General features: G+C 39.5%; 29 protein-coding genes. 21 read left to right on the top strand and 8 right to left on the bottom strand.

Annotated elements, in window-relative coordinates; all coding sequences use genetic code 11:
* Window positions 1-8: 8 nt before the first annotated feature.
* Window positions 9-1,436: an Asp-tRNA(Asn)/Glu-tRNA(Gln) amidotransferase subunit GatB gene (gene gatB / locus ABES02_RS09395; protein ID WP_430133391.1), complete on the top strand. Its 1,428-nt coding sequence runs from the start codon at window positions 9-11 to the stop codon at window positions 1,434-1,436.
* A gap of 519 nt (window positions 1,437-1,955) precedes the next feature.
* Window positions 1,956-2,498, top strand: coding sequence for a DUF1697 domain-containing protein (locus tag ABES02_RS09390; protein ID WP_430133388.1), 543 nt, complete (start codon window positions 1,956-1,958; stop codon window positions 2,496-2,498).
* A gap of 37 nt (window positions 2,499-2,535) precedes the next feature.
* Here ABES02_RS09390 and putP read toward each other — a convergent pair whose 3' ends face one another.
* Window positions 2,536-4,017 carry a sodium/proline symporter PutP gene (putP, locus tag ABES02_RS09385; protein WP_430133385.1) on the bottom strand — a complete coding sequence of 494 codons (1,482 nt, stop codon included), beginning with the start codon at window positions 4,015-4,017 and terminating at the stop codon, window positions 2,536-2,538.
* Window positions 4,018-4,242: 225 nt separating this feature from the next.
* Between putP and ABES02_RS09380 the strand changes: the two genes are divergently transcribed.
* Window positions 4,243-4,797 (top strand): thioredoxin family protein, encoded by a 555-nt coding sequence (locus ABES02_RS09380; protein WP_430133382.1) that lies wholly within the window; start codon window positions 4,243-4,245, stop codon window positions 4,795-4,797.
* Between the two features lie 38 nt (window positions 4,798-4,835).
* Here the strand turns inward: ABES02_RS09380 and plsY are convergent, their stop codons facing one another.
* A complete protein-coding gene (gene plsY, locus ABES02_RS09375) occupies window positions 4,836-5,456 on the bottom strand; it encodes a glycerol-3-phosphate 1-O-acyltransferase PlsY (protein WP_430133379.1) in 621 nt (206 codons plus the stop codon).
* Between the two features lie 117 nt (window positions 5,457-5,573).
* Here plsY and ABES02_RS09370 point away from each other — a divergent pair, with 117 nt between their 5' ends.
* The 12 genes from ABES02_RS09370 (at window position 5,574) to ABES02_RS09315 (ending at window position 14,786) form a co-directional block, all read left to right on the top strand.
* On the top strand, window positions 5,574-6,212 hold the full coding sequence (locus ABES02_RS09370; RefSeq protein ID WP_430133377.1) for a pentapeptide repeat-containing protein: 639 nt from the start codon (window positions 5,574-5,576) through the stop codon (window positions 6,210-6,212).
* Between the two features lie 198 nt (window positions 6,213-6,410).
* Window positions 6,411-6,929: a sigma-70 family RNA polymerase sigma factor gene (locus tag ABES02_RS09365; RefSeq protein ID WP_430133374.1), complete on the top strand. Its 519-nt coding sequence runs from the start codon at window positions 6,411-6,413 to the stop codon at window positions 6,927-6,929.
* Window positions 6,926-7,378, top strand: coding sequence for a hypothetical protein (locus ABES02_RS09360; RefSeq protein WP_430133371.1), 453 nt, complete (start codon window positions 6,926-6,928; stop codon window positions 7,376-7,378). The genes ABES02_RS09365 and ABES02_RS09360 overlap by 4 nt, the downstream gene beginning before the upstream one ends.
* A complete protein-coding gene (locus ABES02_RS09355) occupies window positions 7,375-8,454 on the top strand; it encodes a hypothetical protein (protein ID WP_430133368.1) in 1,080 nt (359 codons plus the stop codon). Before ABES02_RS09360 ends, ABES02_RS09355 begins: the two co-directional genes overlap by 4 nt.
* Window positions 8,447-8,542, top strand: a complete 96-nt coding sequence (locus tag ABES02_RS09350; RefSeq protein ID WP_430133366.1) for an LPXTG cell wall anchor domain-containing protein — start codon at window positions 8,447-8,449, stop codon at window positions 8,540-8,542. Before ABES02_RS09355 ends, ABES02_RS09350 begins: the two co-directional genes overlap by 8 nt.
* Window positions 8,539-9,462 (top strand): hypothetical protein, encoded by a 924-nt coding sequence (locus ABES02_RS09345; RefSeq protein WP_430133363.1) that lies wholly within the window; start codon window positions 8,539-8,541, stop codon window positions 9,460-9,462. Before ABES02_RS09350 ends, ABES02_RS09345 begins: the two co-directional genes overlap by 4 nt.
* Window positions 9,463-9,722: 260 nt before the next feature.
* Complete coding sequence (locus ABES02_RS09340) at window positions 9,723-10,664, top strand: diacylglycerol kinase (protein ID WP_430133360.1); 942 nt, start codon at window positions 9,723-9,725, stop codon at window positions 10,662-10,664.
* 454 nt (window positions 10,665-11,118) lie between these two features.
* Window positions 11,119-11,664 carry a cysteine hydrolase family protein gene (locus tag ABES02_RS09335; protein ID WP_430133357.1) on the top strand — a complete coding sequence of 182 codons (546 nt, stop codon included), beginning with the start codon at window positions 11,119-11,121 and terminating at the stop codon, window positions 11,662-11,664.
* A gap of 64 nt (window positions 11,665-11,728) precedes the next feature.
* Window positions 11,729-13,192: a nicotinate phosphoribosyltransferase gene (locus tag ABES02_RS09330; RefSeq protein ID WP_430133354.1), complete on the top strand. Its 1,464-nt coding sequence runs from the start codon at window positions 11,729-11,731 to the stop codon at window positions 13,190-13,192.
* Between the two features lie 236 nt (window positions 13,193-13,428).
* A complete protein-coding gene (locus ABES02_RS09325; protein ID WP_430133351.1) occupies window positions 13,429-13,893 on the top strand; it encodes a DUF7164 domain-containing protein in 465 nt (154 codons plus the stop codon).
* Window positions 13,894-14,007: 114 nt separating this feature from the next.
* On the top strand, window positions 14,008-14,430 hold the full coding sequence (locus ABES02_RS09320; RefSeq protein ID WP_430133349.1) for a hypothetical protein: 423 nt from the start codon (window positions 14,008-14,010) through the stop codon (window positions 14,428-14,430).
* A gap of 20 nt (window positions 14,431-14,450) precedes the next feature.
* Window positions 14,451-14,786: a hypothetical protein gene (locus ABES02_RS09315; RefSeq protein ID WP_430133346.1), complete on the top strand. Its 336-nt coding sequence runs from the start codon at window positions 14,451-14,453 to the stop codon at window positions 14,784-14,786.
* 143 nt (window positions 14,787-14,929) lie between these two features.
* Here ABES02_RS09315 and ABES02_RS09310 read toward each other — a convergent pair whose 3' ends face one another.
* The 3 genes from ABES02_RS09310 to cidR form a co-directional block, all read right to left on the bottom strand.
* Window positions 14,930-15,301, bottom strand: a complete 372-nt coding sequence (locus ABES02_RS09310) for a hypothetical protein (protein WP_430133343.1) — start codon at window positions 15,299-15,301, stop codon at window positions 14,930-14,932.
* Between the two features lie 14 nt (window positions 15,302-15,315).
* Window positions 15,316-15,834, bottom strand: coding sequence for an acyl-CoA thioesterase (locus ABES02_RS09305; protein WP_430133339.1), 519 nt, complete (start codon window positions 15,832-15,834; stop codon window positions 15,316-15,318).
* 235 nt (window positions 15,835-16,069) lie between these two features.
* Window positions 16,070-16,960, bottom strand: coding sequence for a cidABC operon transcriptional activator CidR (cidR, locus tag ABES02_RS09300; RefSeq protein WP_430133514.1), 891 nt, complete (start codon window positions 16,958-16,960; stop codon window positions 16,070-16,072).
* 266 nt (window positions 16,961-17,226) lie between these two features.
* Between cidR and ABES02_RS09295 the strand changes: the two genes are divergently transcribed.
* From ABES02_RS09295 to rlmD, 4 genes are all read left to right on the top strand, one after another.
* Window positions 17,227-17,919 (top strand): helix-turn-helix transcriptional regulator, encoded by a 693-nt coding sequence (locus ABES02_RS09295; protein ID WP_430133336.1) that lies wholly within the window; start codon window positions 17,227-17,229, stop codon window positions 17,917-17,919.
* A 21-nt stretch (window positions 17,920-17,940) separates the two neighbouring features.
* Window positions 17,941-18,579 carry a GTP cyclohydrolase I FolE gene (gene folE, locus ABES02_RS09290; RefSeq protein WP_430133333.1) on the top strand — a complete coding sequence of 213 codons (639 nt, stop codon included), beginning with the start codon at window positions 17,941-17,943 and terminating at the stop codon, window positions 18,577-18,579.
* 13 nt (window positions 18,580-18,592) lie between these two features.
* Window positions 18,593-18,799, top strand: a complete 207-nt coding sequence (locus ABES02_RS09285; RefSeq protein WP_430133330.1) for a CDGSH iron-sulfur domain-containing protein — start codon at window positions 18,593-18,595, stop codon at window positions 18,797-18,799.
* 266 nt (window positions 18,800-19,065) lie between these two features.
* Entirely contained in the window at window positions 19,066-20,445 is a 1,380-nt protein-coding gene (gene rlmD, locus ABES02_RS09280) for a 23S rRNA (uracil(1939)-C(5))-methyltransferase RlmD (RefSeq protein WP_430133327.1), read from the top strand.
* A 19-nt stretch (window positions 20,446-20,464) separates the two neighbouring features.
* On the opposite strand, the gene ABES02_RS09275 is transcribed toward rlmD, so the two are convergent.
* Window positions 20,465-20,866 (bottom strand): hypothetical protein, encoded by a 402-nt coding sequence (locus tag ABES02_RS09275; protein WP_430133325.1) that lies wholly within the window; start codon window positions 20,864-20,866, stop codon window positions 20,465-20,467.
* Between the two features lie 455 nt (window positions 20,867-21,321).
* Here ABES02_RS09275 and ABES02_RS09270 point away from each other — a divergent pair, with 455 nt between their 5' ends.
* The gene (locus ABES02_RS09270) at window positions 21,322-21,492 is read left to right on the top strand and encodes a hypothetical protein (protein WP_430133322.1); all 171 of its coding nucleotides are present in this window, start codon (window positions 21,322-21,324) and stop codon (window positions 21,490-21,492) included.
* A gap of 2 nt (window positions 21,493-21,494) precedes the next feature.
* Here the strand turns inward: ABES02_RS09270 and ABES02_RS09265 are convergent, their stop codons facing one another.
* A complete protein-coding gene (locus ABES02_RS09265; RefSeq protein ID WP_430133320.1) occupies window positions 21,495-21,764 on the bottom strand; it encodes a hypothetical protein in 270 nt (89 codons plus the stop codon).
* Between the two features lie 266 nt (window positions 21,765-22,030).
* A complete protein-coding gene (locus tag ABES02_RS09260; protein ID WP_430133520.1) occupies window positions 22,031-22,186 on the bottom strand; it encodes a hypothetical protein in 156 nt (51 codons plus the stop codon).
* Between ABES02_RS09260 and ABES02_RS09255 the strand changes: the two genes are divergently transcribed.
* Complete coding sequence (locus tag ABES02_RS09255; protein WP_430133317.1) at window positions 22,130-22,369, top strand: CotD family spore coat protein; 240 nt, start codon at window positions 22,130-22,132, stop codon at window positions 22,367-22,369. The genes ABES02_RS09260 and ABES02_RS09255 overlap by 57 nt on opposite strands.
* Window positions 22,370-22,521: the final 152 nt, after the last annotated feature.

The raw sequence follows: 22,521 nt of genomic DNA, 5'->3' as shown, positions 1-22,521 counted from the left end.
GGAAGAGAGTGGAATTTGAAACAGTAATTGGACTTGAGGTCCATGTTGAGTTAAAAACGGAATCAAAAATCTTTTCGGCCAGCCCAAACCATTTTGGCGCCGAGCCAAATACCAATACAAGTGTCATCGATCTTGGATATCCGGGAGTATTGCCGGTTCTGAATAAAAAAGCAGTAGAATTCGGGATGAAGGCGGCAATGGCCTTGAACTGTGAGGTGGCGACACACACGAAGTTTGACCGCAAAAACTACTTTTATCCAGACAATCCCAAGGCCTATCAGATATCGCAATTTGACAAGCCAATCGGGGAGCATGGTTGGATTGAAATCGAAGTAAATGGCTATACGAAAAAGATTGGGATTACCCGGATTCACCTAGAAGAGGATGCTGGAAAGCTGAACCACGAAAAAGGATACTCCCTATGCGATTACAACCGTCAGGGAACACCGCTTGTCGAAATCGTATCGGAACCGGATATCCGGACTCCTGATGAAGCCTATGCTTATTTGGAAAAATTAAAATCAATCATTCAATATACAGGTGTTTCCGATTGTAAAATGGAAGAAGGCTCACTCCGCTGTGATGCCAACATTTCGATTCGTCCGGTGGGTCAAGAAGAATTCGGAACAAAAACCGAGTTGAAGAACTTGAACTCGTTTAACTTTGTCCGCAAAGGTCTTGAGTATGAAGAAAAGCGCCAAAGAGAAGTAGTTTCTACAGGTGGAAAAATCGATCAGGAAACACGCCGTTTTGATGAAGCAACAGGTGCTACACTTCTGATGAGGGTTAAAGAAGGTTCAGATGATTATCGCTACTTCCCAGAACCAGACCTGATGGACATATATATTGATGAGGAGTGGAAGGCGCGAATACGCGCAGAAATTCCTGAGCTGCCTGATCAGCGTCAAAAACGCTATGTGGAAGAGCTCAGCTTGCCAGTATACGATGCAAAGGTTTTGACGGTTACTAAAGAAATGGCTGATTTCTTTGAAGCAACGGTTAATGGTGGTGCTGATGCGAAGTTAGCATCGAACTGGATCATGGGGGATGTTTCTGCCTATTTGAATGCAGAGTCGAAGGAACTTGATCAAGTTGCATTAACCCCTGAAGGCTTAGCAAGCATGATCAAGCTGATTGAAAACGGAACGATTTCTTCTAAGATTGCGAAAACCGTTTTTAAAGAGTTAATCGAAAATGGTGGCGATGCGGAACAAATCGTGAAAGACAAAGGTCTGGTTCAAATCTCCGATGAGGGAACGCTTCTCAAAATTATTGCTGAAGTCCTTGATGCCAACCCGAAATCGATTGAAGATTTCAAGGATGGAAAAGCGAAAGCAGTCGGCTTCCTTGTTGGTCAACTGATGAAGGCAACCAAAGGCCAAGCTAACCCGCAAATGGTCAATCAATTGTTACAACAAGAATTACAAAAGCGATAAATTATTAGGCTGACAGACTAACTCTGTCAGCCTTTTTTTGAGAAAAAAGTCGAGCATATTTCGACATTCTTTTTTTAATTTCCCGGGAAAAAACAAAGCGAATAAAGGAAATTCCCCCTTGTTATTCAAACGTTTGATTAACAAAGAAATATAGGAAAAAATGTCGAAGTCTGTATGATTCGTGGAGAAAAGCAGTCATTCAACAGGGTTTGCTGATTATCAAAGGGAAATATACTATTTAGTCGACATGATTCCATCCCTTTTTAAGGGTGAAAGCCTTTATTAATAAGCCTTAAATCAGTTTTTAATCAAACGTTTGATTAGCTTGGTTCGATACTAATCAAACGTTTGATTAGAAAGGCAAATTGCCTTGATATAAAGAGCTTTTCTTCATAAAGGTACAAAGAAATTTGTGGAAAATAAAAGGGCTGCTTAAGTAGCTAATTTTTAGTCGTTTACTTTTCTTGAAAGATGTTAAGATTTATAGAAGGAACCTATTAAAAAAAGCGAGGTGCATAAATGGCCATTTACATTGCATTACTACGGGGGATTAATGTCGGCGGGCATAATAAGATTAAAATGGCAGACCTCAAAAGTCTATTAGAGGATATGGGGTTACATAAAGTGAAAACGTATATACAAAGCGGGAATGTATTGTTTGAATCAAGTGAGACTGTGGAAAGTCTTAGTCGACAATTGGAGGAAGAAATACAGAAAACTTTTGGATTTCCAGTCCCGGTTATTTTAAGAACTGCTAGTGAATATGAACGGATTATCCAGGATTGCCCTTACTCGACAGAAACCTTAAAAGAAGGAGAAAGCATCCAAATAGCCTTTTTAGGGGGCGAACCTTCACACGAAGGTATTAATCATTTGCAAAACTTTGAAAGTGGTAGGGATGAATGTAAAGTAATCGGAAAAGAAGTGTATCTATTTTTCTGCCAAAGCATCCGTGATTCCAAATTGGCGACGCAGCTTCCAAAACTTGGTGTTCCAGCTACGGTTAGGAACTGGAATACGGTGATGAAACTGGATACTTTAGCTAAAGCAATGACGGAATAAAAAAACGCTCGGAAAAATCCGAGCGTTTTTCAATGGATTATGAAACATCTTTTAGTAAGCGGACGCTTTCATCAAATTCTTTTTCAATTTCTGCATTCTTTTTATACGTAGCCAAGCTGACAATAACAGATACAGCGAAGTTAAGAACGAAACCTGGAACAATTTCATAAAGGGTGTCGCCAAGGCCAACATTTTTCCAAACGATAACGGTAACGGCACCGACGATCATTCCGAAAAGGGCTCCCCATTTATTCATCTTTTTCCAGAATAAGCTTAATAGAATAATTGGACCGAATGAAGCCCCAAACCCTGCCCAAGCATATGCAACAAGACTTAAAATTGTGCTGTTTTGCTTAAAAGCAAGTGCTCCTGCAACAACAGAAACAAGGAGTACTGCCATTCTTCCTAAGAATACAAGACGTTTATCAGTAGCTTTTTTGTTCATGACTACTTTGTATAAATCCTCGACTAATGCACTGGATGTAACAATCAACTGAGAAGAAATCGTACTCATGATTGCGGCAAGGATGGCAGCAAGGGCAAATCCAGCGAAAAGTGGATGGAAGAAAATCTGGCTTAACGAAATAAATACTGCTTCAGGATTTTCTAATTTATGTGCAGTATTATTATGGAAATACGCAAGACCAATTAGTCCGGTAAAGATGGTTCCAATTAAAGAAATAATCATCCACCCCATACCAATGCGGCGGGCACTTTTTGTTTCTTTAATTGTTTTAATGGCCATAAAACGTACGATAATATGAGGCTGTCCGAAGTAACCAAGGCCCCAAGCCATTGCCGATACAATACCGATAAAGGTTGTGCCTTTAAACCAATCAAGCTTTGTTGCGTCAATGGCACGAATCGTATCAAACGTTTCAGTTGGTCCGCCAGTAATGAAAATACCGATTGCTGGGACTAGGAATAAGGCGATCAACATCATTAATCCTTGGATGAAGTCGGTATAACTTACTGCTAGGAATCCGCCAAATAAGGTGTAGGCAATTGTAACTCCACCGACGATATAAAGACCTGTAAGATAGTCTGTACCAAAAGAACTCTGGAAAAATACCGCTCCAGAAACCAGTCCCGAAGAAACATAGAACGTAAAGAAAACAAGAATAACGATACCTGACACAATACGGAGCATGTTTGATTTATCTTTAAAGCGGTTTTCAAGATAACTAGGAATGGTAATAGAATCATTCGCCACTTGAGTGTAAGAACGTAATCTTGGTGCCACTAGTGCCCAGTTAAGATAAGCGCCAATCGTTAAACCAATAGCGATCCAAGCGCTCGCTAAACCGGTTACATAAACGCCGCCAGGCAATCCCATTAACAGCCAACCGCTCATATCGGCAGCGCCAGCACTCAATGCGGTTACAGCAGGTCCTAATGACCTTCCCCCAAGCATGTAATCTGTTAGATTGCTAGTTCTTCGATAAGAATACCAACCGATTAAAAGCATACCGGCTAAGTAGATTCCAATCGAAACCAGTTGTAGTGTTTGATCTGACATCCTTTTTCCCCCTTTGTTATATTGGAAATCATTTTATATAATATTTCCTATATATAAAATATTCTACCAATTTATTATAACAATTTCTAGTGTATAAATATTACTTTTTCAAAATAAGGAAACATGCTTTCAGAATAGTTTTGGGGTGGGCTTTTAAGCAATTCCGTTGTAAGGAGTGCGAGGAATGGCTATCATAAAAGTAAATGTATTGGAGGTGTTTACCAAATGGAATTAAGTGAATGGTTTCAAAAAGGAATGACACTGGATGAGTATACCAATTCTATGAGTCGAAATAAAGAAGAAATGCTTTCGATTTATGAGCAATTTACGTTAACTGCTGAAGATCAGAGGAAACTTGAGATGTTAAAGCCTCAGGGTCTCAAGGCAATTGTTTTAACAGAGGATTGGTGCGGTGACGCTTTGCTTAATAACCCTATTTTGATGCGGATAGCTGAGGCTGCGGGAATGGAAGTGAGGTTTGTCCTGCGTGACCAAAATCTCGAACTGATGGATCAATACCTTACAAATGGTACATCTAGAGCGATCCCGATTTTTATTTTTATCAATCAAGAAGGTTTGGAAGTTGGAGTCTGGGGTCCTAGGGCGCCTGAAATGCAGGCGTTAGTTGAAGAGGGACGGGCAACTCTTCCGGAAAAAGATGCCCCGGATTTTCAGGAGAAGCAAATGGAATTGTATAAGCGCTTAGGAAAAGCCTATCAAACGGACTCATCGATATGGCAGACAGTAGCAAATAGTATTTTGAGTACGCTTTTAAAATGAAAGAATCCCCGGTAGAAAAATCCTGCCGGGGATTCTTGTTACATTTTTACATTCTTTGGTGGAATACGGTCATTTGCTAGATTTTTATCATTAATTTTTGGTTCAATGCCAAGGATGAAGTTCCGGATGTTTGAGCGGTGGAGGAAAATTAAAAAACAAGAGAATAATAGAAAAATGAGTTCAAATTCTAGCTTGTTCGAAACAAAATCGTAGATTAACATACTGAGTCCAACAGAAATAGATCCTAAAAATACATACTTTGTTAAAAAAATGACTAAGAAAAAGGTAATATACGCGATCACCAACAATGGGATGTTTGCAATCAATAATGCCCCTGCGGTGGTGGCTATGGCTTTTCCGCCTCTAAATCCAGCGAAGATGGGAAAGCAATGGCCGATGACGGCAGCAAGTCCGAAGTAAAGGGGTTCAGCGTCAAGGTTAAAAAACATAGGAAGTGATGCCGCAAGAGCTCCTTTACCAAGGTCAATAAGCAAAACGAAAATAGCTGATTTTTTTCCAAGAACCCTCAACGTATTGGTCGCGCCGGGATTTTTGCTGCCATGGTCACGAATGTCGACTCCAAAAACTAGTTTGCCGACGATGAGGGCTGTGGGAATGCTTCCAATTAAATAGGAAGCAAGAAGCAACAACCAGAACATTGAATCTCCCCCATTAAAGAATGATCTGTTTCTAATAGCATTCTATCACATCAAAATGGTATTATTTTGTTGAATTATTGGCGCTTATTATAATTAATTGAAAAAAGGATGATTACTTTGAGTCAGAATCTAAAAATTATTCAACCAAGAATTCCGAATGGGTTAACGCCAATGAATTTTGAGGATAGAGACGATTCTTATGTTTCGATGGCAATCATAAGCGATTGTTCCATAATTGGGGAAGAAATAGAAAAGCTACGCTTTGAACAAGTAGTGTTTAAAAATGTAACGTTTGTCGATGTCTCTTTTCGCTATCTTGAGTTACTAGATGTTGTTTTTGAACGATGTGATTTATCCAATGCCAATTTTTGTGATGCCATCATTCATCGAGTTGAATTTCGAGATTCTAAACTCATGGGTCTTAATCTCTCAGAGGCCACGATCCGCAATGTGTTGTTTAGTCATTGTAATGCTAATCTAAGTTCATTTGGGTATTCTGATTTAAAACAAGTGAAATTCGACACTTGCTCCCTCCGTCACGCTGACTACTATGAATCGAAATTTAATCAAGTGGATTTTAGGGAATGCGATTTATATGAGGTGAATTTGACCGGAACCGCACTCAAAGGGATTGATTTAAGCAGTTGTACAGTAAATCAACTAATCCTTACACCAGAAAGTCTGGATGGCTGCATCGTTTCAACAGAACAGGCTATTGGCTTTGCGAAATTGTTAGGATTGAAAATTAAAGTATGATTTTTCTAAACTGTGTGGATACCATTGCACGGTTTTTCTTTTTATTAAACCAAAAAGTTGTAAATGGTATGATATAGACTATCAAAAAAATTTTTTAAAAAAGAGTGTAGGGGTACTCTAAATTCCATTCGTCTATTAATATGACAGACTGAAAGAAAGGGGGAGAGCACGATTAGCGACATAGCTTTAATAGAAAAAGTGCTACAGGGCCATGATCATGCCTTTCGCCTTTTGGTTGAGAAATACCGCAATGATGTGTTCCGGACCGTCTTTGCTGTACTTCGCGATCAAAAGGAAGCGGAAGATGCGGCGCAAGAAGTATTTATGAAAATATACACCGCTCTCCCCCAATACGAAAATCAAGGGTTTAAAACGTGGATGACGCGCATTGCTGTCAATCATGCAATAGATGTGAAAAGAAAACAAGCAAGACGTAGAGAGGAAGTTGTCGAGGTCCTCGAGCAAGATGCACTAGGTACATCAAGGGATAGTGTGGAAAAAGAGATTATTGAATTAGACCAACGAAGGCTCGTCAGAAAGCGGCTGAATGAATTACCTGAGAATTACCGCGATGTCATTTATGGATTTTACATAGCGGAAAAAAGCTATCAACAGATGGCCGAGGAACAAAATGTACAAGTGAAGACAATCGAGACAAAGCTATACCGGGCTCGCAATTGGATGAAAAAGAATTGGAAGGAGGACGATTTTTCATGAAGCATTACAGTTATGATGAGTGGATGCAATACGTAAAAAATGAAATCAATGAAAAAGACCGCGAAACATATGAAAGCCATTTGTATGCGTGTGACCAATGTCTTGACGACTATTTACTGGCTGTCTCAGCAAATGAATCATCACTTCCGATTCTTTCAAATGATGGCAGCTTTACCGATCTTGTAATGGCGGGTGTTTCGAAGCAAAAACCACCAATAAAAAATAAAAAACCTTTTTACCAGCAAGCTGCTTTCCATTATCTACTGGCTGCAGCGGCGACCATATTATTAACGTTAACAGGTGCTTTTCAATCATTAGCAACCTATGCAGATTCCTTAGAAAACCCGCAAAAAATTCAAGCAAAAAAGCCTTCGGTTACGGAAGGTGTTATTGATAAAACATTTGCATGGATGGATTCACTAGAAAACAAGGAGGTAAATAAGAAATGAAAAGTTCGACAAAGGCATTAACATTATCGCTTTTTCCGGGCCTCGGTCATATTTATTTAGGCAAAATGTTTCGCGGTGCCCTCTATTTAATAGCTGTTTTTGGCTGCGCGCTCCTCACTGTGATAGGTGCAGCAAATAACAGTGGGGAAATGGCTGTTGTATTCTTCATGATTGGCATATTCATTTACCTGGTTAGTTTTATTCATATGGGTGTGCATATTTCAAAACAAAAGAAAGCCATAAAGGCGGAAAATCCTGACGATCCGCAGTCACAGGCTGCCCAGGACTCAGAGCGCTTTTATGCGATTGTTTTGTCATTTGTTCCGGGTCTCGGTCACTTCCAGCTCGGTTTAATGAACAGAGGCTTAACCCTTTTAGCAACATTCTTAGGTCTTGGTGTCATGGTGATTTTCGTGACGGCGCTCTCTAGTCGCGAAGAATTTCTCGTCTTTTTGCTCGGTTTGCCGGTGATTTGGGTGTACGGATTTTTTGATGCCGTTCAGCAGGTCAATAAAAAGCAGCGCGGTGAGGAACTTGTGGATAGAACGATTTTTGAAGACTTTGAAGCGCGCCGGGAAGATGGCAAGAAGAGTAAATCGATCGCAACCTTTCTCTCGATTTTCCCAGGTGCCGGCCATTTATATCTAGGATTGCAGCGCCGTGGTATTCAACTGATGGCCGCATTCTTATTCTCGGTTTATATTTTAGACGTTTTGCGTCTTGGGATATTCTTATTTTTAATCCCAATTATCTGGTTTTACAGCTTTTTTGACGGATTGCAAAAGGCTTCAAGGTACGGGGAAGAAACGGTTGAGGATGTGCCAATCATCGCGTATTTCCTTAATCATCAAAAATGGGTTGGGATAGGTCTTATCCTGCTGGGGCTCTATTATTTAGTAATGAACATCCTGCTGCCTGCTCTTTCGCCAATGTTAACAAGATTAATCAATTTCGATCTACAGTATTGGATTCAAGGCTATTTCCAAACCGGACTTGTCTGTCTGTTGTTGATTGGCGGCGGAGTTAAGCTTTTATCGGGAAATAAGCAGAAGCGGGAGGTTAAGAATCATGAGTAAGTGGAAAAAGACGATAGCGGGCGCTGTCTTAATTGGAGCCGGATTCGGGTTGCTTTTTAGAAAAAGAAAAGGGGGAAGGGGCGCATGAGGACATGGCGTGTCGGGACGTTTTCAATGGGGGCCTCGCTTGTGTTTCTTGGCCTTTTCCTCTTTCTTTCAAAGTTCTTTGGGTTAAATCTTATTCAGGTTATGACTGGATGGTGGCCGATTCTATTAATTGTTCTTGGAATTGAAATATTAATATATTTGTTTTTATCGAGGCAGGAAAAGCCGGTATTAAGATATGACTTTTTAAGCATTTTCTTTGTTGGCTTGATTGGAACAGTGGGAATTGTGTTTTCGATTATGGGCTCGACAGGCCTTATGGGGAAGGTTGAGGAGGTTATGGCCAGCGAGGAACGGTCGTTTGAACTGCCTGCTTTTTCCTACAAAATGGATGATAGCATCAAACGGGTGGTTGTCAGGACGGTTGGATATGATATGACGGTGGAGGCATCGGATGAAAAAGAAGTTAGCATGTTCGGAACGTACCGGGTACAAACGGCTGGAAAGGCAAAGTTGCTCAAAAGTGCAGATGATATTGTAGCGGCTAACCAAAAAGGGGATACGCTTTATTTAAATCTAAAGAGTTTGCCAAATCAAATTGGTCCGTTTGATTCGCAAGGAATTGTGACTGCAACTATTCTTATACCAAATGATGTGAGGCTGGAAGTGCTAGGCAATGGCGATTCACTTACGATGAAGCCGCGTACGCTGGCGAATGATTGGAGCATTGAGAATGCTTCTTCAGTAGGAGTCGATTTGCAAGGAAACAGTAATTTGAAGGTAGAGGCAATTGGTGCTCAAGAATTAAGAGGGAAAGAGAGCTTATGGAAGATAGAGGAGAAAAAGGATTCCACTATTCCGGACGATTCCGTGCAGAAAAATGCTGTTTACCAAGCTGGCGATGGGAAGTACCATATAAATATTTCAGGTGCCTATAGTGTAAATCTAAATACTAATCAGTAGATTTGTCTAGCTACAGCGCCTAGGGGCTCTTTGGTCTAAGTCAATCCGTCGAGAAGGTTAAAAAACAACCTTCCTGCCGGCTCGCCTTATGCTTGTCGCCCCTGGTCAAGGCGCTTCCGCTTTTCTTTTTTGCAATTCATAAAAAAAACGTTATGATAGGAGATGGACGTTTGGCATTGCAAGATAATTGTAAGCCATGATGATAATTGGTAGAATATAGAAAAGCCAATCGTGATTTCAATAAATAGGATGATGAAATGATGAAAAGAGCAAGACTGATTTATAATCCTACTTCAGGACGCGAAATGATTAAGCGCCATCTTCCGGAAATTCTTGAAAAATTAGAGATTGCCGGATACGAGGCATCATGTCACGCGACAACCGGTGCGGGTGATGCAACGAAAGCGGCAAAAATGGCAGTTGAGCGCCAATATGATGTCGTGATTGCAGCAGGTGGAGACGGTACGATTCATGAAGTGGTGAACGGCCTCGCAGAGCAGGAATATCGTCCGAAACTAGGGATCATTCCAGCTGGGACAACGAATGATTTCGCACGGGCTTTGCAAATTCCTCGGGATGTTTCTAGTGCAGTGGATATTATTACAAAAGGGGAATTGATTCCCGTTGATATTGGACGCATCAATGAGAAGTATTTTATCAATATTGCAGGCGGCGGCAGAATGACGGAACTTACATATGAGGTGCCTAGCAAATTAAAAACGATGCTTGGCCAGCTTGCCTACTATTTAAAGGGAATGGAAATGCTTCCTTCGATTAAAGCATCCGATCTTAAGATTGAGTATGATGGAAAGCTGTTCGAAGGAGAAGCAATGATGTTTCTTGTCGGCCTGACAAATTCCATTGGAGGATTTGAACGCCTTGCACCTGATGCATCGATTAACGATGGACTTTTTTCTTTGTTAATCTTGAAAAAAGTGAATTTGGCTGAATTTATCCGAATTGCCACTTTAGCGATTCGTGGTGAACACGTAAATGATTCAAATGTGATTTACACTCAGGCTAATCGAATCAAGGTCTATTCATCGGAAAAAGTTCAGTTGAATTTAGACGGCGAATTTGGCGGCTTACTGCCTGCAGAGTTTGAGAACCTGTATCGGCATTTAGAGGTGTTCGTAACGCTAGATAACATTCGCCCGCTTGACCGGCCTACGGATTGGGTTTCTGGACAGCGATATAGTTAACAATTAGTTCGTTCCTTAAGGAGCGGACTTTTTTTTGATTTGTTATTGGGTCTACGTGACTGAAAGGAGTTGAAAAGTGGGAAGCGGGTAACGTAGAGATGGTCTACGTGACCGAAAGGAGTTGGAAAGTGGGAAGCGGGTAACGTAGAGATGGTCTACGTGACCGAAAGGAGTTGGAAAGTGGGAACCCAGTCACGTAGAGTTGGTCTACGTGACTGAAAAGTGTTGGAAAAAGGTAAAGGGTAACGTAGAGTTGGCCTACGTGACCGAAAAGAGTTGGAAAGTGGGAGGCGGGTAACGTAAAGTCGGTCTACGTGACCCAAAACAGTCAGGAGAAGGGAACTTGGTTACATAAGGGGCTACCATTAGGAAAATCTTAAACATAAAAGGAAATTCAATGTCTATCTCGAATAAATTCTATAATAAAGGAAAGTACAAGAAAGGGGCGATTAGTATGATAGCATTAATCAATATTGATTACACATATGACTTTGTGGCGGATGACGGTGCGTTAACATGCGGGAAACCAGGGCAGGCGATTGAAGAGAAAATCAGCCAACTTACAAAAGAGTTTATTCAGAACGGTGATTTCGTGGTTTTTGCCATTGATGTCCATGATCAAGGGGATGAATGCCATCCGGAGACAAAATTGTTTCCGCCGCATAATCTAAGAGGTACCGTTGGTCGTGACTTGTTTGGTTCCTTGCATGCAGTTTACGAAGAGAATAAGCAACGTGAAAATGTGGCGTTCATGGATAAAACAAGATACTCCGCATTTGCAGGAACAGACCTTGAAATAAAATTGCGGGAGCGCGGAATCACCGAAGTTCATCTAGTCGGAGTTTGTACTGATATTTGTGTCCTTCATACGGCCGTGGATGCTTATAATAAAGGCTTTAAAATTGTTGTTCATAAGGATGCCGTTGCATCTTTTAATCCGGCAGGACATGAATGGGCACTCGGCCATTTTGCACAATCCCTGGGAGCTATGGTTAAATAGTCTTATTAATGATAATATTGGTTATAAAGTTGAAAAGCTGTAATAGTATTTCGGGGGTCGAATTATGAAACACTTTTATCATGATGATAGTTTAACTCTGCATACTGATTTGTATCAGATTAATATGGCAGAGACGTATTGGAGAGATGGAATACATAATAAACGTGCGGTCTTCGAACTATTTTTCCGCAAGCTTCCGTTCGGAAACGGCTACGCAGTTTTTGCTGGTTTAGAGAAAGTCATTCAATTTATCCAAGGCTTCCGCTTTAGCGAAGATGACTTGGAATATTTAAAAAATGAAGTCGGATACCATGAAGATTTCTTGGAATACCTTAAAAATTTGCGTTTTACGGGAACCATTCGCTCCTTGAATGAGGGCGAACTTGTTTTTGGCAATGAGCCGATTATTCGCGTAGATGCTCCATTGGCTGAAGCACAGCTGATTGAAACAGCGTTGCTTAACATTGTGAATTACCAAACATTGATCGCTACGAAAGCATCAAGGATCAAGCAGGTTGTCGGTGATGAAGTGGCGATGGAATTCGGAACCAGACGGGCTCAGGAAATGGATGCAGCCGTTTGGGGTACGAGAGCGGCCTATCTCGCCGGTTTTGAAGCCACAAGTAATGTTAGAGCTGGGAAAATGTTTGGCATTCCTGTATCCGGAACGCACGCTCATTCGATGGTTCAAGCCTATAAAGACGAATATACCGCCTTTAAGAAGTATGCCGAAACACATAAGGATTGTGTCTTTTTAGTTGATACATATGATACATTGCGACTCGGCGTGCCAAATGCTATCAAAGTGGCAAAAGAGATGGGGGACAAGATTAATTTCCTTGGAATACGACTCGATAGCGGTGACTTAGCCTATCTTTCAAAAGAAGCCCGCAAATTGCTCGATGAAGCAGGCTTTAAGGATGCAAGAATCTATGCCTCCAGCGATTTGGATGAGCAAACAATTATGAACCTAAAAGGGCAAGGCGCCAAAATAGACAGCTGGGGAATTGGGACTAAGTTGATAACGGCTTATGACCAGGCGGCTTTAGGGGCGGTTTATAAAATTGTGGCCATTGAGAACGAAAACGGCAAGATGGAAGACACCATTAAAATCTCTTCCAATCCTGTAAAAGTAACGACACCGGGAATGAAGAAAATCTACCGGATTATCAATAATAAAAACAACCATGCGGAAGGGGATTACATCGCGATGGAGGATGAAAAGCTGCCGGAAAAACGGCTGCGAATGTTCCATCCAACTCATACCTACATGAACAAAGTGGTGACCAATTTTACCGCAAAAGAGCTTCATGAAGATATTTTTGTTAACGGCAAGCTTGTCTATGAACTTCCATGTCTGGAGGAGTCCCGGGATTACTTAAAGCAGAATCTCAATGCGCTTTGGGACGAGTACAAGCGTACATTGAACCCTGAAGATTATCCGGTCGACCTAAGCCAAAAATGTTGGGATAACAAAATGAAAAATATTGAAGAAGTTAAGGAAAAAGTTGCAGCAATGAAAGAGTAACCGTTAACGGCGCCTGTTAGGCGTCTTTTTCCTTTTGGCCTTTAACAGATCCCTCCTTTTATAAGCCGATAATAGTATTAATCACAGATTTTATAGACTTCACTTTTTTCACTTTTTCCTAGTAACTCTACTTTGTAAAAAAGTGTTTTTTCCTTAGGTAAAACATCAAACCAAAAAAGGTAACTCTGAATAACGTAGGATAGTATAAAAAAATATTTAAGGAGTTGAAACTATATATGTCTTTCCCTAATACCCCTCCAGAGGGTATAAATCCAATCGAGGGATTAGATTCTGAACAGGTAGCCCTTTTGCTTCTTGTAAGCATCGCATTTGAAGAGCTTGGACTAGCCCATTTAATTAATACTGAAGCAGAAAAGCTTCAAGGGGCTATTGGTACGCTTGTTGATGCTGATGGGTATAAGGGAGTTGCAAGCATGTACGGTTGTGAAATAGCGGCTAACCATTTCGTTGAACAAATAAAAATCGATGGAGCGAGACTTGATTATGGTAGTGCTTCATCGGAATCAATCGATAACCACCCACACATACACTGTTGGCATACAGACAATATGTTCTCTAAATTTCAATTCACTGCAGGGAACTATGATCACTTGAGTAAAGATCATTTAAATGTAAATACAATTAAGGATTATTGTTTATATATAGCCCTAAAATCAAAAGAATCTTTCCATGTAAATTAATTTTTTCCTCCGAGCATTTTTTGATAATATTAGGTTTGACCTAAGGGTTCCACTAAACTTATTTGGGCATAGACTACATGAGAAAGCAAATTGTTAAAAGGAGGTTTTCCTCAAATGAGTATGCCTACAATCCCACAAGAACCGCATCGCCCTAATAAGAATGAAGTAGTAATTGATTTGCTCGAATCGATTGCGCTAGAGGAAATTGCTTTGTCCCACATTATGAATGCGGAAGCAGAGAAAATCCAAGCATTTGTTGGAAAAAATTTGAATTTCCCTACCCAACCAAGAACTGGGGATATTATAAAATTTATTAATGGCGTCAACCGACTGCTCGAAACGATTGTGATGAAAGAATGGCTTTTACTTAAGAAATTAGAGAATGTGCTGGATTTCATTGAAGATGAGATGGATGAAGAAGATGAAAACAGCAGCGGCAGTTCAGGCAGCAGCGGCAGTTCAGGCAGCAGTGGCAGTTCAGGCAGCAATGGCAAGTCGAGAAATAAAGGTACTGAAAAAAAGGGTCCTAGAAGATAAGGTGAAAGGAGTGATCAGAATTGAACCGCCTAGAAAATGAAAAAATCATACGTTCGTTAAGGTCGGTTTCCTATTTACAATTGGCACTTACAAACTATTTACAATCTTTTCTTACCTTGTTAAAGGCGGAATTCATCATACTAGATCAAGAAACAATTGCAGATAATGTTCACAGAATAAAAAAGAACGTCAATCAATTACAAAGTTTAATAGATGAAAAAATCAAGATTTATTCAAAAGATTACTCCGAAGCTGAAATCAATAATATGTTAAAGAAGTATCAACCATTAAATGAGAAGATTAATTATGAATTTAATCAATTTTTTTTGACACTCCAACAACAAAGAAAAAATTGAATGGAATTTATTCCGCTCGTACAACTTCGTTAATATTATCAAGAAGCTCTCACAAGAAGGGGACAAACTCCTGGAACTAGCAGTATCGGTATAACGAGAAAAGGACTGTTTGCAAACAGTCCTTTTTTAATATTGGGGTAAGATTATCGTATACTTGAGGCCCCTAATAATGATTCAGGAGAATTCCCTAATGCTAAAAGGCTGATTTTTGCATAGCCGGTACTTTTAAATTTTGAAAGAAATTGTTTTAGGACGTGGGAATTAGGGTCATCTTTAACCCTTTGTAATTCTTTTTTATATAAGCGGAGAACAGAGCCATACACAAAAATCGGGGTATATTGGCCTGGGTCTTCATCCATAATTAAACTTCCCATGTAATGATATTTGAATTGGAAAGCCCGTGTAAGATTAACTGCTTCCAACAGTTTTTCAAAAAGGTTTGGATAGTCCTTTTTTAGCTGGTCAATGGCATTTTTTGCTGATTTTAATTCTTCAATACTAGATAAAGTTATCATAAATCTTCCTCCTCTTAATTGTCCCAAGGTTTTTCAAGTGAAATATACTCGGCTAATTCTTTACTTTTCTGTCTTCTAAATTTACGAATTTCTGCTCTTTCTTTTCCAGTTTTGTAAAGGAATTTTTCCTCTTCTGTTTCTGGTATGACACTTGGAACGATAACAGGATGTTTATTTTCATCTAAGGCAACAAAGGTCAAAAATGCTGTTGCAGCGATGCGGCGCTCACTGGTCATAATATTTTCTGCAATAACTTTACAAAAAATTTCCATGGATGTTTTACCTGTATATGTTACAAACGATTCGACACAGACAGAATCCGTTTGGTGAATTGGGCATAGGAAATCAATCGAGTCGGTAGATGCCGTCACACATTCTTTTACTCTCGAATGCCGACGGGCTGATAATGTTGCGGCGTCATCGAGCTTTTTCATTAAAACGCCGCCAAACAGGGTATTGTAATTATTTAAATCGCAAGATAATACTTGTGCGGTATTAACAATGCGGCTTTCTTTTACTTTTTTTGATTGCATTAGTTGCTTCCTTTCGTGGTTGGATTTTAGTTAATAAACACTATATCCACGTTATTAAAAGGTTTTTCGTGCCTGAAACAAGTGTAAGTCGCATTGTAAAATAAGTAAAATGGTTATATTTCATCAACAGTATAGCTTTTATCTATGTAAATGCTTTCAATTATGCAAAGTATAAATAGATAATTTATGGAATAAAAAAACGGATCTCTAAAAAGAACCGTTTAACGCTCATATTTTATTGATAACCCAATGAAAGTCGGCTTTTAGTAAACTCTAGCCACTCTTTGGCGGCATAGGAGAAGTATTGATTCCTTCCCCAAATAATCCCTAGTCTCCAGCTTATCGAAGGATTCACTACATTGACTGACTTTATATGTTTATTTAGGTTGCGGCAAACACTTTCCGGCAAAAGAGATACTCCAAATTTGCTAGCAACCATCTCTTCGATAAACGGGCGCTGCGAACTTTCTGAAATGATGTGGGGATTAAAGCCTGCACTATTACAAGAATGAATAATCCTGTCGTTTAAGACAAAGTCTTTATTAAACAATATGAACGATTCATTTTCCAAATCAGCTAAATTAACTTGCTCTCTTTCTGACAATGGGTGTGATGAGTGCAGGATTACTTTGAGGTTTTCTTCCATAAAGGAAAAATGGTCGAAAATTTCGTTCTTAGTTGGAAGAACCACCACACCAACATCAAGAAGATTCTTTTCTACATTTTCCTCTATTCTTTTTGAACCTTCCTCAACTAATTGGAAAGTGATACCAGGGTATCTTTCGTGAAAATCGCCCACGATTTTAAGGAAATGTTGGGCATTGAAAATAGGCGGCAGGCCGATGCGAATATGCCCTTTTTTCAACCCTGTAAGGTTGTCCAATTCCATTTCTAAATTCTTAAAGGCTTTATCAATTAATTTTGCTTGTTCCAAAATGATCCGTCCTGCATCGGTTAAGATTAATTGCTTTCGAGACCGATCAAAAAGAGCCACTCCTAATTCCATTTCAAGATTCTTAATCATTTTACTAATCGTGGGCTGTGTAATAAATAATTGATTGGCGGCACGCGAAAAACTACTATAATTCGCAACCTCAATAAAATACTGTAAATGTTTGATATCCAATTCTACTGCACCTGCTTGTGAATGATTTATGGTTAATAAACCTTTTTTTACTGTTGATGTTGTCAATCTAAAGCTCAACAAGTCCAATACTTTGAGGCATATTTATATCAATTAAAACTCATACTTGAAAAATTGTGTACTATTTGGCCTAATCATTAGATTGGGCTTTTTAAATTTGGATTAATCAACTTTTTCAATAAAAAACTTGAACTATTATTTAGATTCTTGAATATATTTAAAAAAAGTAAAAGTTAGGAGGGCCGCACTTGAGTTTCCAAGCCAATCATTTATCAGAACCAAGACGGAGAATCATCCATGCTATAAAAAGTAACCAGGCTTCATCGATGAGCGAAATAGCGTCATTGCTGGACATATCTGGTGAGGGGGTTCGTCAGCACCTTCTGCAATTAGAAAAGGATGGATGGATTAGTCGTTTTGCTGAAAAAGAGAAGAATGGAATTGGACGCCCTCATTTTCGCTATCGTTTAACCACTGCAGGCGAGCATCTGTTTGAAAAAAATTACGATTACTTAACGATTGAAGTCCTTGATACAATGGTCAATCACCTTGGAGAAAGGGCACTAAAACAAGTACTTTCTGTGATGATTGAAGAAAGAATCCGTCAATGGGAACCAAAATTGGCCGGATTAGGCACAGAGGAAAGATTAAGGGTTCTCAAAGATTTATATTTAAATGATGATTCTTATATGGAAGTTGTGAAGAAAGGGAATGAATTTTATCTAATCGAGCGCAATTGTCCTTTTTATAATGTGGCTTTAAAGCGGCCGATACTGTGCAGTGTTACTGTATCTGTTCTAACTCATTTACTAGGATCCAAGGTAAATAGAGTCCAGCGTCTTCAGAATGGGGATGGCTGTTGTGCTTTTCTAATTCGAATAGAAGAGCCTATTGATGAAAATATACCTCGAATCATCATAGAGGATGAAAAGTCCAAATGATAAAAAAGGAATGATGTGGAAATGACTCAAGATCAAGTACTTAAATTGAGTGAGAAATTCCCAAAATTGTTTACCCCTTTTGTAGAAGAGACGAATGAAACCCTTAAGGACGTTCATAGAATTACTAATGGAATAAGACAATTAATCAAACTATGTGGTGATGATCCTGATCGGGATGGATTGCAAGAAACCCCGTTTAGAGTGCCTAAAGCTTTCCTGGAATATACGGAAGGATACCAAGAGGATCCTAGGCTACATCTTGAAAAGACGTTTGATATTCATCATAAGGGCTTGATTATAATAAAGGATATCGAGTTTTATTCTATGTGTGAACATCATTTTGCCCCTTTTTATGGTGTTGCCCATGTCGGGTATATTCCTAATGAAAAAATAACGGGGCTATCTAAAATTGCCCGCATGGTGGATGGGTATGCCAAACGATTCCAGGTGCAAGAGAGACTGACCACACAGATTGCTGCTGCAATGGATGAGATTTTAGAGCCGGAAGGGACAATGGTAGTCATTGAAGTGAAACACATGTGTATGTGCAGCAGGGGAGCGAAAAAATCGGATGCAAGTACAACTACTACCAGCATTCGAGGAGTTTTTGAAAATCAATCAGATTTGCGTGCGGAATTTTTATCATTATTAAAAAGTTAGGAGATTGGTAGACATGGAAAATCAAATTAAAATCTCGGACAATGGTCCACTTGCTGTAACAGGCGATTTCCAGTTATTCGATACAGAAGGCAATGAATATCCGAAAAAGGCCAAAGTGTATCTCTGCCGCTGTGGTCATTCCAATAAAAAGCCATTCTGTGATGGATCTCATAAGAAGGCGGGGTTTGAAAGCAGTCCTCGGGCATCTGAGGGAAAATAAATTGAAATTTAGCTTCTAAGCCAGGCAGAGCTGCCTGGCTTTTATTCAGTTACGGGAGTCTAAGTTTTTCCTTGTTGGCGAAATTAACAGGAAGAACGGCGGAATAGTAGTGACGTTTCGCGGAATTTCTGTTGGTTTTTCGCGGAAAAAAATAAAAAGTTAGCGGAATTAACGCCGAATTCTGCGGAATGCCAGGACTCATTTCGTATTCTTCTTCATTCTGTGATACAATTCATCTAGTTAAAACGGAGAAAAGGAAGAAATGAATGAGCAAAACATTGCCGGTTAATAAAAATGATTATATAGATGTAGTTTTTGAAGATTTAACCCATGATGGGGCTGGAGTGGCCAAGGTAGAGGGCTATCCGATTTTTGTACCAAACGGGCTGCCAGGTGAAAAAGCAAAGGTGAAAGTAATCAAGGCCAATAAAGGCTACGGCTTTGGCCGCTTGATGGAGCTTTATGAAAAAAGCCCATTCAGGGTTGATATTCCCAGCAGTGAAAAGCATAAATACGGCGGTTGCCAACTTGAACATATTAGCTATGAGGGGCAACTTCAATACAAGGAAAATCAGGTGCGTCAGGTACTTAAGCGGATTGGAAAACTCGATAATGTAGTAGTGCATCCCATTCAAGGGATGGACAATCCAGGGTATTACCGGAACAAAGCCCAGGTGCCGGTCGGAGAAAAAGATGGCAAATTGATTGCCGGATTTTTTAAGCCGAGGAGTCATGAAATTGTCGATACAAATGAAAGTGTGATTCAACTGCCGGAAGTGAATGAAGCGGTGCAGACGGTGAAGGAAATCTGTAATGAGCTCGGTTTTCCGGCCTATCAGGAAGAGTCGCATAAAGGTGTTCTACGTCACATAATGGCTCGGTACGGAAAGCAAACTGGAGAACTCATGGTGGTAATCATCACCCGGACAGAGGATATTCCTCATAAAAATAAACTAATCGAAGCAATCCTCGCCCGCCTGCCAAAAGTAAAGTCGATTGTTCATAATGTCAATTCCAAGCGAACCAACGTTATTTTAGGAGAAAAAACGACTGTCTTATGGGGGAACGAAGTCATTTACGACTATATTGGTGATGTGAAATTTGCGATTTCTGCTCTGTCTTTTTACCAGGTAAATCCTGTTCAGACAAAGGTGCTCTATGATAAGGCGCTAGAATATGCAAACTTAAGCGGAGAAGAAAATGTCATTGATGCTTATTGTGGAATCGGAACGATTTCATTATTTTTAGCACAAAAAGCTAAGAAGGTTTTCGGCGTGGAGGTTGTTCCAGAAGCTATTGAGGACGCCAAACGGAATGCGAAATTAAATGGGATTACAAATGCCGAATTTGCGGCAGGGGAAGCGGAGGTTGTGATTCCCAAGTGGTATAAGGAAGGCAATATGGCCGATGTACTCGTTGTCGATCCACCACGCAAAGGTTGTGATGAGGCATTACTTCAGACCATTATTGACATGAAGCCGAAAAAGGTGGTCTATGTATCCTGTAACCCGGCAACATTAGCGCGGGATTTACGGATTCTTGAAGATGGAGGCTATCAAACCGTAGAAGTGCAGCCAGTGGATATGTTTCCGATGACCACGCATGTGGAGTGTATCTCGCAACTCATTTTAAAGAAAGGCAACTAACCCTCCGGGCGTTGCCTTCTTACGTTTCTTGCAGCGGATTAACAAAGCTGTATTGAATATGGACAGTTCCATCGTTCTTACAGGTGATCTTCTCAACTAGGGAATGAAGAACCTGCGGCGTCAATTCCTTTAGGTTGAGGACATCTTTTAGCTTTTTGCCGATATTAATGGCGTAATCCTCGTTGTCGCATTCCTGTAGTTTCTCATTAAGTTCGGCCTTTTTGATTTGAAGATCCTTAATTTTGTTTTCCGTTAATTCTCGATATTCAACCAAATCTTCTTTTGTCAGGACATTTTCAGTATAAAGATCTACGTACTCCAGCTTTTTATTCCGTAATGTTTCTATTACGGATTGTACCTTTTCTAGCTCTTTTAGAACATTGCGTTTTTTGATATTTAACTTGTTCATTAGAGCATTCAAAAAGGACTCTTCTTTTAAGGAGTTAAAAAGCGTTTGTAAATCCTCCATGATTACATGAATAAGCTCTGATTGCTATGAAAGATAAATCAGATTCGCTCAGAGTTGTTAAAAAAATAATGCAAACTTATATTCAGAAATATGCATAAATATTAGATGTTATTTTGGGACCTTTATTAAAGTAACTGGCAGATTAGTTTAAGTACAATCTTTCACAAAGTTATAGAAAAAGTCGATCATTCTTAGGAAAAGAAAATCGGCTTTTTTTTAAAAACTAATTCATTTTAAATTATAAACAAATATAATACGAACAAATTCAGGAACACATAGGTCCACAAATTGTGAAGCAATTCTCACCTGTACTTAAATTTACATATGCATTAATTGTTCCTATTAGAAATTGTTGATTTAAAGTAAAAGAGAAAGTGAATGTAGTTTGAACAGGGTTAATTATAGAGGTGAGTATACCCAGTGCTTCTGGTAAAAAGTCACAAATACCGCCAAAATTGCCAGGGGAACAAAATATGGGCGGCAGATTCGAAGTGCAAGAAACAAAGCTAGTGAGTGCTCATTTAAATAATGGAATAAATTGCACAAAAGATTGTGGAGATGGTGATACAATTTCATAATTCTAAGTCAGACCGCCATTTGTTAAGCCAGTAAATCTAATCGTTGCTCCATTAGAAAATTCTACAAATTCTGGACAACTTGACGGTACTTGTAATGTTTCTATTAAATCAATAACATTTTCAAATTTGAATTCTAAGCGTATTTCTTTCTTGATGACGTCACGAAGGTTTCTTTGAACACTTGCATTGACATCTAGTGAATCTCCTGATGAGACCTCTGCAGGAGAAAGAGTAACAGTTGAATCACCTAGTGTTCCAAGAACAAACTGCACCTTCTCTGCCTCTGCGTACATAATATGAGCAAAAGCCAACTCCTCAAGAGTTATGGAACTGTGAAGTAAAGGAATAGTTTGTTCAACAGAAACCGAAATCAACGGTGTGATATTTGGTATATTCGGTAAGACAAATAATCACCACTATTTCTAGTAAAAAATAGGTACATAACTAGTCCGCTTATACAAAAATCCACATAGACTGTTGATGTAGCAAGACATATTCACATTGAGGTCATTTAACGATGAAAAGAAACTCTCCACCATCAAACCTGATGCCGAATATAATACCGCGCCTGTACGACCATTGCAAGCCCAATACTGCACACCACAACTATGTCCGCCTCTAGCGTTTCCTGTACAGGATGACTCACCACAACAATGATGTAAAAACAAATATATTTAATAAGGTAGTCACACATGTCCATCCTCCTCAAACGACAACAGTTTACAAACTTCATATTAATCATCAACATTATTTTCCACACACAGAATCATGTGTAAATGAGTGTTGTGAGACACATACGATGTCGGAGTACCGGTTACCCCATGTTGTCCTCAAGGACCATTCGGATTTTAATTTACTAAACCTCCCATTCCTTTGAATATGATTACTCAATAGACGAATCATTTTCGTATCCAATCAATAATGCCCTAAAATATCCGAAAAAAACAGGAATCATTTCACTCATTAGGAGTCTATTTTCCGAGGTTGAAATTAACAAAGTTTCTTCTTATGGACTCGTTGCTGTTGAGG

It is taken from the genome of Neobacillus pocheonensis (assembly GCF_050477905.1).
GTDB lineage: Bacteria > Bacillota > Bacilli > Bacillales > Cytobacillaceae > Neobacillus > Neobacillus pocheonensis_A.
Note: the sequence above shows the minus strand (reverse complement) of the source record. Positions and strands in the feature narration are given on the sequence as shown.

Excerpts from the sequence above, each read along its gene's own strand:
- ABES02_RS09390 (WP_430133388.1), top strand. The coding sequence starts at position 1,956 with ATGGCCATTTACATTGCATTACTACGGGGGATTAATGTCGGCGGGCAT.
- putP (WP_430133385.1), bottom strand. The coding sequence starts at position 4,017 with ATGTCAGATCAAACACTACAACTGGTTTCGATTGGAATCTACTTAGCC.
- ABES02_RS09380 (WP_430133382.1), top strand. The coding sequence starts at position 4,243 with ATGGAATTAAGTGAATGGTTTCAAAAAGGAATGACACTGGATGAGTAT.
- plsY (WP_430133379.1), bottom strand. The coding sequence starts at position 5,456 with ATGTTCTGGTTGTTGCTTCTTGCTTCCTATTTAATTGGAAGCATTCCC.
- ABES02_RS09360 (WP_430133371.1), top strand. The coding sequence starts at position 6,926 with ATGAAGCATTACAGTTATGATGAGTGGATGCAATACGTAAAAAATGAA.
- ABES02_RS09355 (WP_430133368.1), top strand. The coding sequence starts at position 7,375 with ATGAAAAGTTCGACAAAGGCATTAACATTATCGCTTTTTCCGGGCCTC.
- ABES02_RS09350 (WP_430133366.1), top strand. The coding sequence starts at position 8,447 with ATGAGTAAGTGGAAAAAGACGATAGCGGGCGCTGTCTTAATTGGAGCC.
- ABES02_RS09345 (WP_430133363.1), top strand. The coding sequence starts at position 8,539 with ATGAGGACATGGCGTGTCGGGACGTTTTCAATGGGGGCCTCGCTTGTG.
- ABES02_RS09340 (WP_430133360.1), top strand. The coding sequence starts at position 9,723 with ATGAAAAGAGCAAGACTGATTTATAATCCTACTTCAGGACGCGAAATG.
- ABES02_RS09335 (WP_430133357.1), top strand. The coding sequence starts at position 11,119 with ATGATAGCATTAATCAATATTGATTACACATATGACTTTGTGGCGGAT.
- ABES02_RS09330 (WP_430133354.1), top strand. The coding sequence starts at position 11,729 with ATGAAACACTTTTATCATGATGATAGTTTAACTCTGCATACTGATTTG.
- ABES02_RS09325 (WP_430133351.1), top strand. The coding sequence starts at position 13,429 with ATGTCTTTCCCTAATACCCCTCCAGAGGGTATAAATCCAATCGAGGGA.
- ABES02_RS09320 (WP_430133349.1), top strand. The coding sequence starts at position 14,008 with ATGAGTATGCCTACAATCCCACAAGAACCGCATCGCCCTAATAAGAAT.
- ABES02_RS09310 (WP_430133343.1), bottom strand. The coding sequence starts at position 15,301 with ATGATAACTTTATCTAGTATTGAAGAATTAAAATCAGCAAAAAATGCC.
- ABES02_RS09305 (WP_430133339.1), bottom strand. The coding sequence starts at position 15,834 with ATGCAATCAAAAAAAGTAAAAGAAAGCCGCATTGTTAATACCGCACAA.
- folE (WP_430133333.1), top strand. The coding sequence starts at position 17,941 with ATGACTCAAGATCAAGTACTTAAATTGAGTGAGAAATTCCCAAAATTG.
- ABES02_RS09285 (WP_430133330.1), top strand. The coding sequence starts at position 18,593 with ATGGAAAATCAAATTAAAATCTCGGACAATGGTCCACTTGCTGTAACA.
- rlmD (WP_430133327.1), top strand. The coding sequence starts at position 19,066 with ATGAGCAAAACATTGCCGGTTAATAAAAATGATTATATAGATGTAGTT.
- ABES02_RS09255 (WP_430133317.1), top strand. The coding sequence starts at position 22,130 with ATGACTCACCACAACAATGATGTAAAAACAAATATATTTAATAAGGTA.
- ABES02_RS09260 (WP_430133520.1), bottom strand. The coding sequence starts at position 22,186 with ATGTGTGACTACCTTATTAAATATATTTGTTTTTACATCATTGTTGTG.